Annotated in this window: 11 protein-coding genes; 4 read left to right on the forward strand and 7 right to left on the reverse strand. The window is 71.2% G+C overall.

Annotated elements, in window-relative coordinates; genetic code table 11:
• Nucleotides 1–359 precede the first annotated feature (359 nt).
• Nucleotides 360–2,063, forward strand: coding sequence for a hypothetical protein (locus FHU28_RS02605; RefSeq protein ID WP_184680496.1), 1,704 nt, complete (start codon nt 360–362; stop codon nt 2,061–2,063).
• A 101-nt stretch (nt 2,064–2,164) separates the two neighbouring features.
• Here the strand turns inward: FHU28_RS02605 and rplI are convergent, their stop codons facing one another.
• The 4 genes from rplI to rpsF all read right to left on the reverse strand — a co-directional run bounded on the left by rplI (nt 2,165) and on the right by rpsF (nt 3,808).
• On the reverse strand, nt 2,165–2,611 hold the full coding sequence (gene rplI, locus FHU28_RS02610; RefSeq protein ID WP_184680498.1) for a 50S ribosomal protein L9: 447 nt from the start codon (nt 2,609–2,611) through the stop codon (nt 2,165–2,167).
• A gap of 14 nt (nt 2,612–2,625) precedes the next feature.
• The gene (gene rpsR, locus FHU28_RS02615; RefSeq protein ID WP_007073789.1) at nt 2,626–2,865 is read right to left on the reverse strand and encodes a 30S ribosomal protein S18; all 240 of its coding nucleotides are present in this window, start codon (nt 2,863–2,865) and stop codon (nt 2,626–2,628) included.
• A gap of 41 nt (nt 2,866–2,906) precedes the next feature.
• Entirely contained in the window at nt 2,907–3,437 is a 531-nt protein-coding gene (locus FHU28_RS02620) for a single-stranded DNA-binding protein (RefSeq protein WP_172967885.1), read from the reverse strand.
• 80 nt (nt 3,438–3,517) lie between these two features.
• Nucleotides 3,518–3,808 (reverse strand): 30S ribosomal protein S6, encoded by a 291-nt coding sequence (gene rpsF / locus FHU28_RS02625; RefSeq protein WP_013289357.1) that lies wholly within the window; start codon nt 3,806–3,808, stop codon nt 3,518–3,520.
• A gap of 640 nt (nt 3,809–4,448) precedes the next feature.
• Here rpsF and FHU28_RS02630 point away from each other — a divergent pair.
• A complete protein-coding gene (locus tag FHU28_RS02630; RefSeq protein WP_184680500.1) occupies nt 4,449–5,231 on the forward strand; it encodes a deoxyribonuclease IV in 783 nt (260 codons plus the stop codon).
• Nucleotides 5,228–7,537 carry a hypothetical protein gene (locus tag FHU28_RS02635; RefSeq protein ID WP_376700607.1) on the forward strand — a complete coding sequence of 770 codons (2,310 nt, stop codon included), beginning with the start codon at nt 5,228–5,230 and terminating at the stop codon, nt 7,535–7,537. The genes FHU28_RS02630 and FHU28_RS02635 overlap by 4 nt, the downstream gene beginning before the upstream one ends.
• Before the next feature lie 18 nt (nt 7,538–7,555).
• On the opposite strand, the gene FHU28_RS02640 is transcribed toward FHU28_RS02635, so the two are convergent.
• From FHU28_RS02640 to FHU28_RS02650, 3 genes are all read right to left on the reverse strand, one after another.
• The gene (locus FHU28_RS02640; RefSeq protein ID WP_184680502.1) at nt 7,556–9,109 is read right to left on the reverse strand and encodes a glycosyltransferase family 87 protein; all 1,554 of its coding nucleotides are present in this window, start codon (nt 9,107–9,109) and stop codon (nt 7,556–7,558) included.
• A 123-nt stretch (nt 9,110–9,232) separates the two neighbouring features.
• Nucleotides 9,233–12,043 carry a transglycosylase domain-containing protein gene (locus FHU28_RS02645; protein ID WP_184680510.1) on the reverse strand — a complete coding sequence of 937 codons (2,811 nt, stop codon included), beginning with the start codon at nt 12,041–12,043 and terminating at the stop codon, nt 9,233–9,235.
• 194 nt (nt 12,044–12,237) lie between these two features.
• Nucleotides 12,238–12,684: a DUF5318 domain-containing protein gene (locus FHU28_RS02650; RefSeq protein WP_043327699.1), complete on the reverse strand. Its 447-nt coding sequence runs from the start codon at nt 12,682–12,684 to the stop codon at nt 12,238–12,240.
• 174 nt (nt 12,685–12,858) lie between these two features.
• Here FHU28_RS02650 and FHU28_RS02655 point away from each other — a divergent pair, with 174 nt between their 5' ends.
• Entirely contained in the window at nt 12,859–13,497 is a 639-nt protein-coding gene (locus FHU28_RS02655) for a PadR family transcriptional regulator (protein WP_184680512.1), read from the forward strand.
• The last annotated feature ends 22 nt before the right edge of the window (nt 13,498–13,519 follow it).

Genomic DNA, 13,519 nt, shown 5'->3' on the forward strand with positions numbered 1-13,519 from the left:
TATCGCTGGGGTGTGACAACTTCCGCCGACCCCTCCGGTCGATCGGGGGTCATCGTCCGGCGGTCGGGGGACCACGATACGGAACCCGAGGTCAGCGACTCAACAAGGCCGGTGGATGAGCCTCGGGACAACCTGTGGACGCCTGGGGACCGGCATGTGCGCAGGGTGTGCACAGGGTGTGGAAAAGTGATGGGGAATTCCGGTCGCATCGCCTCTGACCTGGCCTTTTCCTGTCCCCACCCTGTGGACGGAAGATTTCCGGCCGAGCTTTGTCGTCGTTCGTCCCGTACTATCGCTGCGAACGGCGACACCTGGGACAGCGGGTTTACTTTCGGGTTGAGAGAGGTCACGCTCCGGCCGTGAGACACCGGGACTGGGGAAGCGGGGAGGACAGCCCGCGCGAGCGACGGCCGAGCGGTTCCTGGGATGAGCCCGCCGGGCCGCGCCGGGTCGACTCGTACGCGCCGGAGAGCTACCGCACGCCGAGTCGGCGGCGGGCGATCGAGCGCGGCCAGGACGAGCCTGTGGACGCCTACCTTCCCCGCTGGGCGCTGGAGTCCGGGGTGAGTCGCGCGGACGGTGGCGGGCGGCACGCGGCGCCCGACGACGACGAGATCGAGGTCGAGACGCCGTCCTCCGACGGTGTCTGGCGCACGGAGGCGGGCCGCGGCCGACGTGAGCAGCGGGCGATCGGTGCGGGTCCGTTGTCGGACCACACGGCCGAGTGGACGATGGACGCCCCCCAGGAGCGGGGGTACGTGGGAAACAGGCGTGCCGACTCGGACGACGAGCCGGTGTCGGGAATGTCGCCCCGTAGTCGTCCCCGCCGCGCGGCGACCCGGCGTCCGCAGGTGACCTGGTCCGGGCTGCCGGATTCGGCGGGTCCGGGCGACGAGGAAGCGGCGCGGGACAGCGGGCGGGCGGGCCGGCGGCGTCGATCGGCGTCGGGTTCTTCCTGGCCGCCGCCGGTGGCGTCGGACTCCGCCTGGTCGCGGTCGGCGGTGTCGGGCTCGGACCGGTCCCGGCCGGCGACGTCGGATGCCGACTGGCCGGCGTCGGAATCGCGGCGACCGGCGTCGGCGGCGCCCGAGCCGGGCTGGTCGTCGTCGGCGTCATCGGGCCGGTCACCGTCGCCGGCTTCGGAGTCGACCTGGCCGCGGTCGGTGGCCCCGTCGGGTTCGGACCGGTCCCGGCCGGTGGCGGATCCCTGGCAGCGGCGTCGGGCGGCCGATCGCGAGCCGCCGCAGCCGCCGGAGCCGCCGCCTGCGGTCGACCCGTGGGACGCGTCGGGCGTGCACGCCTGGGACCGGCCGGCGCCCGGTGGCGGCTGGCAGCAGGCGGAGAGCCGGTGGGACCGCACGGAGCACACAGGCGAGTGGGACCGGTTCACCGACACCGGCTATCTGGAGCCGGTGCGCGACGGGGTCGACCCGTGGGACCGTACTGCCCCGCCGGTGCGGGAGGGCTGGGCGTCACCGGAGCGGGCCGAGGCGTTCTGGTCCGGTACCCGGCTGGCCGGGGACGATCCGCGGTGGATGGAGACGCCGACGTCGGCGCCGAGGTCGCCGGCGGTGGCGTACTCGGCTCCGCGTCCGCGTGCCGTGCCTCGCGGCCGGCCGGTGGCGCCGGCCGGGCCGACGCTGCGGCAGCGGGTGGAGACGATCGGTGGCGGCTCGTGGGGCCGGCGACTGGAAGACGACCTGCTGGACCCGGATCCGGGTGGACCGCTGCGGCCGCTCGTCTACACGGTGGCGTGCTACCTGGTTCCGGCCGTGCTGGTCGTCGTCGGCCTGCTGTTCCTGAGCGGTCAGCCCCCGGCGGGTTGCGTCACCGACATCACCGGTGGCGGTTGCGACTCGCCGCGTACGCATGCCCTGGATTCGCTGGTGTCGGCGGCCCCGCGGTTCGGCCTGGCGCTGGTGAGCAGCCTGGTGGTGGCGGTGTTGCTACGGCAGGTCGGGACGACCTGGCGGTCGGCGACGGTGGCGCTGGCGGCGGCCGTGGTGGGCGGTGGCCTGTCCACGGTGGTGATCAGCGCGGTGACGGGTAACCCGCTCGGCTGAGTTCCGGCGAGACCGGGGCTGCCGCCGGGGTCGTGGTGACGCAGATGCGGAAGGGCCCGCACCGGTGTCCGGTGCGGGCCCTTCGCGTCGTGCTACGGGTGTCAGCCCTTGACCACGTTCAGGTCGAACTTGGCGGTCACCTCGGGGTGCAGCCGGATGCTGACCGGGTAGGAGCCGAGCGCCTTGATGTGGCCGGGCATCTCCAGCCGGCGGCGGTCCAGCGTCGGACCGCCGGCGGCCTTGACGGCGTCGACGATCTCGGCCGGGGTGACCGAGCCGAAGAGCCGGCCGCCGTCGCCGGCGCGGGCCTTCAGGTTGACCTTCAGGCCCTCGACCTGGGCCTTGACCTCGGTGGCGTGGCCCAGGTCGCGGATCTCGCGGGCCGAGCGGGCCCGCTTGATGACCGTGACCTGCTTCTCCGCGCCCTTGGTCCAGGCGATCGCGAAGCCCTGCGGCAGCAGGTAGTTACGGCCGAAGCCGTCCTTCACCTCGACGATGTCGCCCGGAGAGCCGAGGCCGGACACCTCCTGAGTAAGGATGATCTTCATGTCCGTGCCTCCCCTCAGCGGGCCGTGGCCGTGTACGGCAGGAGCGCCATCTCGCGGGCGTTCTTGACCGCACGGGCGATCTGCCGCTGCTGCTGCGAGGTCACGCCGGTCACCCGTCGAGCGCGGATCTTGCCGCGGTCGGAGATGAACTTGCGCAGCAGCGCGGTGTCCTTGTAATCGATATAGGTGATCCCGTCCTTGTCGAGCGGGTTCACCTTCTTCTTCGGCTTGCGCAGTGCCGCAGCCTTCGCCATTGCTCTTGCTCCTGGTTTGCGATCGCGGGCGCTCGGCGCCATCAGAACGGGGGCTCCTCGTCGAAGTTTCCGCCGCCCGAACCACCGCGGGAGGGGGCGGGGGCAGCAGAGGCCCAGGGGTCGTCGAAGTTGCCTCCGCCGCCACCCTGGCCGCCACCACCACCGAAGCCGCCGCCACCGCCACCGGAGCGGGACATCTTCTGCACCTTCGCCGTGGCGTAGCGCAGGGACGGGCCGATCTCGTCGACCTCCAGCTCGATGACGGTGCGCTTCTCACCCTCACGGGTCTCGTACGACCGCTGACGCAGCCGGCCGGACACGATCACCCGAGCGCCACGCTGCAGCGACTCGGCGACGTTCTCGGCGGCCTGGCGCCAGACCGTGCACGAGAGGAACAGCGGCTCGCCGTCCTTCCACTCGCCGGAGGCCTTGTCCATGAAGCGGGGCGTCGAAGCGACCCGGAACTTGGCGACCGCCGCGCCGGAGGGGGTGAAACGCAACTCGGGGTCATCGGTCAGGTTGCCGATGACCGTGATGGTGGTGTCTCCTGCCATGACCATCTCCTCGCGCACTCATCTTTGTGCCATACAGGCTCTCAGAGCCGTACGACAGCGTGGATGAGGCTTGATCCGGACGTGCCGGGACTAGATGCTCAGCGCATCTCCGGACGGATGACCTTGGTGCGCAGCACCGACTCGTTGAGTCGGAGCTGACGGTCCAGCTCGCCAACGGCCTCCGGCGTCGCCTGGAGGTCGATGACGGCGTAGATGCCCTCGGCCTTCTTGTTGATCTCGTACGCGAGGCGCCGGCGGCCCCACACGTCGGTCTTCTCCACCGAGCCACCCGCGGTCCGGATCACGTTCAGGTACGTGTCGAGCGACGGGGCGACGGTGCGCTCCTCGAGGCTGGGGTCGAGGATCACCATGACTTCGTAATGACGCAAGACGTGCTCACCTCCTGTGGGCTAAGCGGCCACGGTCCTTCCGTGGCAGGAGGTCGTGCGTCGTTGCCGTGACCGGTTCCGGGGGAACCCGGCTGGACACGGGCAACCGGACCAGAATAGCCGGTGCGGACGATCATGGCCGGACCGGCCGCCCCGCGCGCCCCGGACGCGGTGACAGGGGCCCACCTGCGGCCTCGCGAGCCGGCAGGCGGACCCCTGTCCACGGGGCCGCGGGGCGTCCCGTCCGCATTCCTTGGGTGGGACCTGGGGAGGAACGACCACACCGATGAGGTTGGATCGAAGACGCCCCGCGGAGCTTTATCGTGTTGTCACCTGCGCTGACCATACAATGGCTCTCGTCACCACTTGGGGTAAATGGAGGATTTAGTCCGGACTCTCGATCGGCGGTGCCGGATGACGAGTGGATCCCGCCCCGTCGTGCCGGGCCGCACGCCGGGGCGCCCCGTTACCGGGTGTCGACCCCTTCACCAGTACGTGCTGTGGACCACGTGCGGGCGGAGCGTCGACCATCGATCCCACCTCGGACAACGACCGCCGGGCCGGGTGGTGACGCCTCCGACCCGCCGGGCGCCTCCGGCGAGCGCGGCGACCGTCGCAGGCGCGACGTAGGCTGCCCTGCATGCGAATCGGAGCCCACGTCGATCCGACCGACCCGCTGGCCGAGGCAGCCGCCCGGCAGGCCGAGGCGGTGCAGTTCTTCCTGGCCGACCCGCAGGGCTGGAAGGCCCCGAAGACGCGCGAGGACGCCGAGCGCCTGCGCGCCGCCGACGTCGACCTCTACGTGCACGCGCCGTACGTGATCAACGTGGCCACGCTCAACAACCGGATCCGCATTCCCAGCCGCAAGCTGCTGCTCGCCCACGCCACCGCCGCGGCGGCCGTCGGCGCCAAGGGCCTGATCGTGCACGGCGGCCACGTCAACGCCGGCCAGGACGTCGCCGTCGGCTTCGACAACTGGCGCAAGACCTTCGCGTACGCGGCGGAGTCCGGCGGGTTCCCGCTGCCGGTGCTGATCGAGAACACCGCCGGCGGTGAGAACGCCTGCGCCCGGCACCTCGACTCGCTGGCCCGGCTCTGGGACGCGCTCGGCGACCACGAGGTCGGCTTCTGCCTCGACACCTGCCACGCCCACGCGGGCGGCGAGGAGCTGCTGGGCCTGGTCGACCGGGTGAAGGCGATCACCGGCCGGATCGACCTGATCCACGCGAACAACTCGAAGGGCGCCTTCAACTCCGGCCAGGACCGGCACGACAACCTCACCGGCGGCACCATCGACCCGGAGCTGCTGGTGGCGGTGATCCGCGCGGCAGGCGCGCCGGTGATCGTGGAGACTCCCGGCGGCGTCGAGGGTCAGGCCGCCGACATCGCGTTCCTGCGCGGGCAGTTGGGCGCGGCGGAGTGACCGCCGAGAAGTCCGGCACGACCGGCCGCCGGTCCGGCGCCGAGACCCGGGCGGACGGGACCGGCGCGAAGAACCCGCCGGACGAGACGGCCGAGGTCGGGCCCGGGAACGGCGCGAAGAACGGGCCGGACGACACGGCCGGGGTCGGGCCCGGGAACGGCTCGCCCGACGAGCGCGCCTCCGGCGCGGACAAATCCGGTGAGGACGACGCCGCAGGCACGGTGACGAGTGCCGGCACGGCGAAGCGGACCGGCAAGGCTCGCCGCACCGGCAGGGCGAAGGCGGCAGGCACGGCGAGCACCGCCGGCAAGACGAGCACCGCCGGCAAGGCGGGGGCCGCCGACAAGGCGGGGGCCAGCGCCGAAGCCGGGAACGAGGACGAGGCGCGGGACGTGACCGGGAGCAACGGCGACGCCGGGGAGGACGGCGTCACCGTGGCGAAGGCCGGGGCCCGGGACAGAGCGGACGCCACCAAGAAGGACGACGCCGCGGAGAAGACCGACGCCTCGAAGAAGGACGGTACGGGCGGCGACGAACCGGCCGACCCGTGGTCCGCGTTCGGTCCGGCACCCGAGCCGGTGCTCGGTCGCCCCCGCCGGGCCGTCCGCGCGGTGGGCCGTTTCCTGGTGCACGAGTGGACGCTCGCCGTCGTCGCCGCGCTGGCGCTGGCGGCGGCGATGACCTGGCCCACGCTGCGCTATCCGCGGCACACGCTGCCTCACGACTACTGGGACCCGAGCCTGCAGGCGTGGCAGATGGCCTGGTCCGGGCACATCCTGCGGACGAATCCCGCGCAGCTGTGGCACTCGAACACGTTCTATCCGGAGAACTGGAGCTTCGCGTTCTCCGACACGCTGCTCGGGTACGCCCCGGCCGGCCTGATCGGGGTCGGGCCGGAGCAGGCCGTGCTGCGCTACAACATCATGTTCGTGCTGGCGCACGCGCTCGCCGCGTTCGGTGCGTACGCGCTGGCCCGGCAGCTCGGCGCGGGCCGGATCGGCGGCGCGGTGGCCGGGGCGAGCTTCGCCTACGCGCCGTGGCTGCTGGCCCAGGCCGGCCACCTGCACATCATCTCCAACGGCGGCATCCCGTTGGCGCTGGCGATGCTGGCGCGGGGTCACGGCTGGTCACTGCGGTACGGCTACCGGCCGCGCCGCCGGCACGCGGGGTGGGCGTTCGCCGGGTGGCTGGTGGCCGCGTGGCAGCTCAGCCTCGGTTTCGGCATCGGGCTGCCGTTCGCGTACATGCTGGCGGGGACGGGCCTGGTCTCGGTGGTGCTGTGGTTCGTGCGGCGGCGCCGGGTGAAGCGTCCGTTCGGCTGGCGGCTGTTCCTGGCCGACGTGCTGGGCGGGCTCGTCTTCGCGGCGGTCGGCGCGGCGCTCGCGGGGCCCTATTTCCGGGTCGCCGAGCTGCACCCGAACGCGGAGCGCACGATCGGCGACATCGGCCTCTACTCGCCACCGGCGAGCGGGTTCTTCACCGCGCCGGCCGAGTCCCGCATCTGGGGTGGTCTGCACGAGGGCGCCCGGGCCGTGCTGCCCTGGCATCCGGAGATGACGTTGCTGCCGGGCTTCGTGCTCTACGCGCTCGCCGCCGGGGGCCTGTTCTTCTCGGTGTGGCGGGTCCGCCACCGGATCTTCCTGCTCGCCGGGGTGCTGGTGACGATGGCGCTGGCGATGGGCACCCGGTTCTTCGGCGGCCGGTTCACCTACGTGCCGCTCTTCGACTACCTGCCGGGCTGGAGCGGGCTGCGGACGCCGGGCCGGATGATGCTCTGGACCACCCTGCTGCTGGGCCTGCTCGCGGCCGGCGCGGTCACCGCGTTCTGCATGCGGGTACGCGAGCTGGCCGCCGAGCGGGTGCCGCCGTGGCCGGGTCCGTGGCTGCGGTTGGCGACGCTGCTGCCGCTGGCGCTGGTGCTGGTGGAAGGGCTGAACGCCACGCCGCAGCCGGTGGTGCCGCGGCAGCCGGCGGCGCTGCGGACCGTGGACGGGCCGATGCTCGTGCTGCCGAGCAGCCAGAACCTGGATCAGCCGGTGATGCTCTGGTCCACCGACCGGTTCCAGCCGATGGTCAACGGCGGCAGCGGCTTCACACCACGGTCGCAGGCCCAGATCCGGGAGGCCACAGTCAGCTTCCCCGACTACGCGAGCGTCGACTATCTGCGGCGGATCGGCGTGAAGAACGTGGTCGTGTTGCGCGACGAGCTGGAGGGCACCCCGTGGGAGGGGATGCTGGACCGGCCGGTCGACGCGCTGGGCGTGGCCCGGGAGCAGGTCGGCGAGGCGGTCGTGTTCCGGCTCTAGGCCGACCTGCTCCGTCGCTCAGACGGGCACGGGTTCGGCGGGCTGTTCGGCGGCGCGCGCCCGCCAGCGCTGGTGCCAGGGCGCGTCGGGCGCGCCGTCGAGCACCCCGCCGTCGGGGTCGTCGGCGTAGGTCTGCCGGACCGCGTCGAGTTCGGGCCGCAGGATGTCCCGGATGATGAACCCGCAGAGCACCGCCACGGTGATCAGACGCAGGCTTGACGCCAGCACGAAGACGCCCTCGGGGAACACTGGCCGGGACATGGCCGTGCCGAGCAGTTCGCCGTAGAACGCGGCGAAGTAGCCGACCTCGGCGATCTGCCAGGCCAGGAACGCTCCCCAGCGCGGCCGGGCGAGCACCGCGAGCGGCAGCAGCCAGAGCACGAACTGCTGGGACCAGACCTTGCTGAAGATGAGGAACGCGGCGACGACCAGGAAGGCGAGCTGGGCCAGCCGGGGCCGGCGCGGCGCCAGCAACGCCAGTCCGGCCACGCCGAGGCAGGCCAGCCCGAAGAGCAGGTACGACACCCAGTTGAGGGTGGGGATGTTGGCGTTGAGCCATTCGAACGGCCCGAGTTCGCCGGGTGCGGACGGGCTGATCCGGCCGTCCAGGTAGCGGCCGATGTACCAGAGCGTGCCCCAGTCGATGGGTCGTGTGGTGTTCAGGTCGAAGAAGCGTTCCCAGTTCTCCCGGTAGGGAATCGCCACCGGCAGGTTCACCGCCACAAGGGACACCAGCGCGGTGGCCGTGGCGACGAGCCCGGCCGCCAGTTTCCCGGCCCGCAGCGTGAGCACCAGGATCGGGCCGAGGAGGAACAGCGGCCACATCTTGGCCGCGCCACCGAGTCCGATTAGCACGCCCGCCACCGCGGGCAGCAGCATCGCGTACCGGTCGGGGCGGGCGCGTGCCCAGGCCAGCAGGCCGAACGAGGCCAGGCCGATGGCGAGCAGGTCCCAGTTGACGGTGGCGGTGAGCACCAGGGCCGGGGAGAGCGCGAACAGCGCGGCGTCCCAGGGTCGTCGGCGGCGCAGGCTGAGGATCACTGCGACGGTGGCAACGGCGAGCGCGCCGAGCACCAGCGCGTTGAGGTTGTAGAACCACTGTCCCTGGTTGATGGCGGGGTTGTCGACGCCTAGGGCGTGCACCGGCAGGCCGAGCGCGCCCATGAAGTAGCCGGTCAGCACCGGGTACTCCACCGGGTGGTCGGCGTAGGGCACCTTGCCCTCGTTGAGCCCTTCGGCGTAGTAGAGCGCCAGCACGTCGGTGTAGCACATGCGGGTGTACTGGATGTTGTTCTGCCAGGCGCCGTCCTGGCAGGGGGATTTCTGCACCCAGTGCAGGGCCAGCGTCAGGCAGACGAGCGCCAGCACGATCCGGCCGGCGGTCCAGAACCGGCTCTCGCGGTCGGCCGGCCGGTCCAGGGCGGCGGCGTGGTCGCCGAGCGGCCCGCCGATCAGACCGGAGGCGCCGCGGACGAACCAGTCCGAGCGGGACGGATGGTCCACCGTCTCTGATCGTGGCGCCGCCTCGGACGCGCCAAGCTCATCGATGCCTGCGGGCGACTGGGTGCTCATGGAGAGGCATCCTGCCGTACACAGGGGGTCGCCGTCCCGTCGCGCGCGGAGAAATTCCGGTACGCGAAACGCCGGCGGCGGCCGGACCGCTCGGGTCCGGCCGCCGCCGTCGGGTCGTGCGCGTCAGTTCTGTCGTGTCGGTGGTGTGCTCGGTAGCAGCCCGCCACCGCCGCCACCACCGCCGGGGCGTCCGCCGCCACCGGGGAGCCCGCCCCCGCCGGGGGTGCCGCCCTGGTTGCCGCCACCGGGGGTGCCGCCACCGGGCGTGCCGCCGGGGCAGAACAGGCCCAGCGGGTCGCAGTTCGGGCCGCCCGGCTGGCCGGGCTCGGTCGGCGGCGGCGGTGCCTCGCCGTTGCCGGTGTCGTCCTTGCCGACGTTCGCCGCGGGCGGGAACTCTTCCTTGTCCTTGCCCTTGAGCGCGTCGTCCATGAAGCGCTTGAAGATGTCACCCGGCATCCGGGCGCCGCTGATGTCCCGGCCGTCCTTGTACTGGATCGGCTTGCGGTCCTTGACGTTGCCGACCCAGACGGCGGTGGCGAGTTGTGGCGTGTAGCCGATCATCCAGGCGTCGCCGTTGCGGGTGGTCTTGTCGCCGAGTTCCCAGGTGCCGGTCTTCTCGGCCACCTGACGGCCGTCGTCGAGCCGCTTGTTGATCTGGCCCGGGTACTGCTTCAGCACGGAGGTGACGTCAGCGACGACGTCCTTCTCGATCCGCTGCTGCCCCTTGAGCTTCTCCGCGCCGACCAGGTCCCACTTACCGGTGTCCGGGTTCTGCTTCTCCACCTTTCGGATGAAGTGCGCCTTGTGGTACATGCCCTGGTTCGCGAAGGTGGCGACGCCGTTGGCGTGGTCGAGCACGGTGATCGGGTACTGGCCGTACCCGATGACGTGGAAGAACGGCGCCGGCGCCAGGTCCTTCGGGTCGGCCTTGGTCAGGTCGTGCGCCTTGGCCGGGTTGGTGTCGGTCTGCCACATGGTGGTGACGCCGGCCTGCTTGGCCATGTCGAGCACCTTCTCCGGGCCGATCTTCTCGGTGATGTAGTAGAACGGCACGTTCAGCGACTTGAGCGTCGACAGTTCGAGCGTGCAGGAGTCACCGCAGGAGACCTTGTCCGCGCCGGCGTTGCTGACCTTGAACTTGGTGTCCTTCGGCGTGAACGCCGAACCCTTCCACCGGGACTTGAGCGAGATGCCTTCCTTCAGCGCCGCGGCGAGCGTGTAGATCTTGAAGCTCGAACCCGGCGAGTGGCCGCCGCTGACGACGCCGTTGTCCACGTTCTTCCCGGCGTAGTCGGTGCCGGTGCCGTTGTCCCCGCCGTAGTAGGCGAGCACGCGCCCGGTCTTCGGGTCGATCGCCACCACGGCGGCCATCAGGTTCGACCGCTGGCCGGCGAGTTCGGAGCCCTTCCTGGCCCGCTGGGCCGCGTCGAGCGCCGCCTCCTGCATCTTCCGGTTGATGGTGGTGGTGATCTTGTAGCCGCCGCGGCTCAGCGCCTTGGCGCACAGCGGCTTCTTGTCCGTCACCTCGGCCTCGTTGTCGGTGCAGAGCTTCATCTCGCGCAGTTCCTGGGAGACGTAGTTGACGACGTTGCCGTACGGGGTGTCGATGCCGAAGCCGCCGCCGCTGTTCTTCGACGGCTTCTGGATGTTCTTCGGATACTCGGTGGGGTGCTGCGGCGTGTTCGGCGCATCAAGCCACTTCTCCGTGATCATGCCGTTGATCACGTAGTTCCACCGGTCGACAGCGGCCTGCGCGTTGATCGCCGGGTCGTAGCCCTTGTGCGTGGCGCTCGGCTCCGGCTGCTTGATCAGGGCGGCGAGCACGGCGGCCTCGGCCACGTTCAGGTCCTTGACGTTCTTCTTGAAGTACGTCTGCGACGCCGCCTGGATGCCGTAGGCGCCCCGGCCGAAGTAGATGACGTTCAGGTAGTGCTGCATGATCACGCGCTTGTCGTACTTGTCGTTCAGCTTGGAGGCGAGGACCGCCTCCTTCACCTTGCGGCCGTACGTGTCCTGGTTCAGGTTGTCGAACGCGTTGCGTGCGTACTGCTGGGTGATGGTCGAGGCGCCCTGCTTGTCGCCGCCGGTGAGGTTGTTCCACGCGGCCCGGGTGATGCCCTTGTAGTCCACACCGGAGTGCTTGTAGAAATTCCGGTCCTCCGCCGCGGCCACCGCGTGCTGGACGTGCTCCGGAATCTGGTCGATCGTGACGAGCTGGCGGTTCTGGTCACCGATCCGCGCGATGGGTTCCTTGCCGCTCGAGTCGTAGATCGTGGTGGACAGCGGCGGGATCGTGTCCTCCGGGAGCACCACCTTGGTGGAGTACCAGGTGAAGCTCACCACGCCGATGCCGGCGAGCATGATGAACACGGCGAAGCCGGCGATCAGCATGTTGATCCGGCGGCGCTTCTTCGCGCGCGCCGGGTCCTCGCCGCGACCGCCCCGGCCGGGGCCGAGCGGGCCGCCGGGACCACCGGGACCACCGCCGGCGGAGCCGGGCACCCGGGCGCGGCCGCCTACCGCTGCCGCGCCGACGCTCGCCCGCGCGCCGACACTCGCGCGACCGCCCACGCTCGCCGCGCCGACCGCGGCACGTCCGGCCGGAGCGGCCGGGGAGACCGGAACCGATGCCCGCCCGGCGCCCGCGCGCCCGGTTGCGCCGGGCGCCGGCGAGACGGGCACCGAGGCCCGGCCGCCCGAGCCGGCCCGGCCCACCGAGGCCGAGCCCGACGCTGGGCGCGGTGCCGGAGCAGCGCCGCCGACCGAGGCCCGGCCGCCCGAGCCGTACGGTGTCGCGGAGGCGCGCGCCGAGGCGCCGCCGTCCGGGGAGCCGGACCAACCGTTCCCGCCCCGGCTCCAATCGGAACCGGGGTCGCCGTTCGGGTCCGGGATCTGGGCCCGCCCACGCGAAGAACTGGGATCGCCGTAGTTCATTCCTCACACCCTGCCGGTCGCGGTGGGGCGCGGGGGCGCCGCCACCGGGTTGCCGTGAGCTGGAACACGGGACGTTACCCGCCGGCCGTGCCAGCGGCTGCCCGTCAAATCCGATCTATTCGGACTAATTACGCCTAAAGGCTGTCGATCCCGCCGCCCGGGGAATGGGCCGGCAGAGATCGGGACAGCCACGTTCACCGTTGCGCCTCTCGCCTTCGCCGAGGGGTGGAGCCGTTGGCCGCGACGGAATCCTCCGCGCCCTCCGCCTCGCCCGCGAGACCATCCCGGCCGAGCAGGAACTGCTCGACGAGATGGTTCCAGTCGCAGCCGGGGCAGACCTCCACCACGAACACCTGGAACTCACGCAGCGTCATGGCCAGGACGGGCAACTCGGCCCGGGTACGCGCCTGACCCGCCGACTGCTTGAGTTCGTCACCGTAAATGTAGTGGACGTGGATCAGGTTCTCGCTGCGGCAGATCGGGCAGCGGTGATCGGTCGGCTCGCCGTGGAAGCGAGCAGCGTTCTTCAGGTACGGCGAGGCGTCGCAGACGTCGTACGTGCCGATCCGCCCGGCGAGCAGTTCACGCAGCACCGCCCGCTTCTGGAGCGAGTAGTCGACGACCTGGCGCTGCGTACGCATGCGGCAAAGGGTACGCGCTCCGACGAACCCAGGCGACCATGGTCACGATCAGTGATGATCGCGTCGCCAAAGCGGGGGTTTGCCCCGCACATCAGTCTCCGCTAACGTGCGATGTATCGGTCCGATACATCGCGGTGGTTGGTGCTCCGCGCAGGGGGAAAGAGGGGATGGCCCGTGCTCGAGCTCGCCATCCTCGGCCTCCTGCAGGAGGCGTCGATGCACGGCTACGAACTGCGCAAGGAGCTGACCGCCAAGCTCGGCGCCATCCGGGCGGCGATCAGCTACGGCTCGCTCTACCCGACCCTGCGCCGGTTGCAGGCGGCGGGATGGATCACCGAAGCCGCTGAGACACCCGCGACCGCCGAGGAGGTTCCCGCGCTGACCAGCCGACGTGGTCGGGTGGTCTACACCATTACCGCGGAGGGCAAGGAACGCTTCGCCCAGCTGATAGCGCAGGCTGGACCCGAGACGTACGACGACACGGGCTTCGGCGTGCACTTCGCGTTCTTCGCCCGGACCGACCAGGCCACCCGGCTCCGGATCCTGGAAGGTCGTCGTCGCAAGATCGAGGAACGTCGCGAAGGTCTTCGTGACGTGCTCGGCCGGGCAGCCGAGCGACTCGACGCGTACACCCTGGAACTGCAGCGCCACGGGCTCGACGCCTGTGAGCGCGAAGTCCGCTGGCTGGAGGAGCTCATCGCCAACGAGCGCTCCGGCCGGGCCCCGGCCGACCCGCGAACCGGGTCGGCCGACGGCCGACGAGACAACGACAGCCCGCCCACGCCTGGAACGTCCAGGACAGAGCGGCCGTGATGAAGAAGAAGGAGGCAGACGC

This window comes from Micromonospora echinospora (genome assembly GCF_014203425.1).
GTDB lineage: Bacteria > Actinomycetota > Actinomycetes > Mycobacteriales > Micromonosporaceae > Micromonospora > Micromonospora echinospora_A.

Bases quoted from the DNA above. Each gene is read 5' to 3' on its own strand.
- FHU28_RS02650 (WP_043327699.1), bottom strand. From the start codon at position 12,684: ATGCGTACGCAGCGCCAGGTCGTCGACTACTCGCTCCAGAAGCGGGCG.
- rpsR (WP_007073789.1), bottom strand. From the start codon at position 2,865: ATGGCGAAGGCTGCGGCACTGCGCAAGCCGAAGAAGAAGGTGAACCCG.
- FHU28_RS02645 (WP_184680510.1), bottom strand. From the start codon at position 12,043: ATGAACTACGGCGATCCCAGTTCTTCGCGTGGGCGGGCCCAGATCCCG.
- FHU28_RS02640 (WP_184680502.1), bottom strand. From the start codon at position 9,109: ATGAGCACCCAGTCGCCCGCAGGCATCGATGAGCTTGGCGCGTCCGAG.
- FHU28_RS02630 (WP_184680500.1), top strand. From the start codon at position 4,449: ATGCGAATCGGAGCCCACGTCGATCCGACCGACCCGCTGGCCGAGGCA.
- rplI (WP_184680498.1), bottom strand. From the start codon at position 2,611: ATGAAGATCATCCTTACTCAGGAGGTGTCCGGCCTCGGCTCTCCGGGC.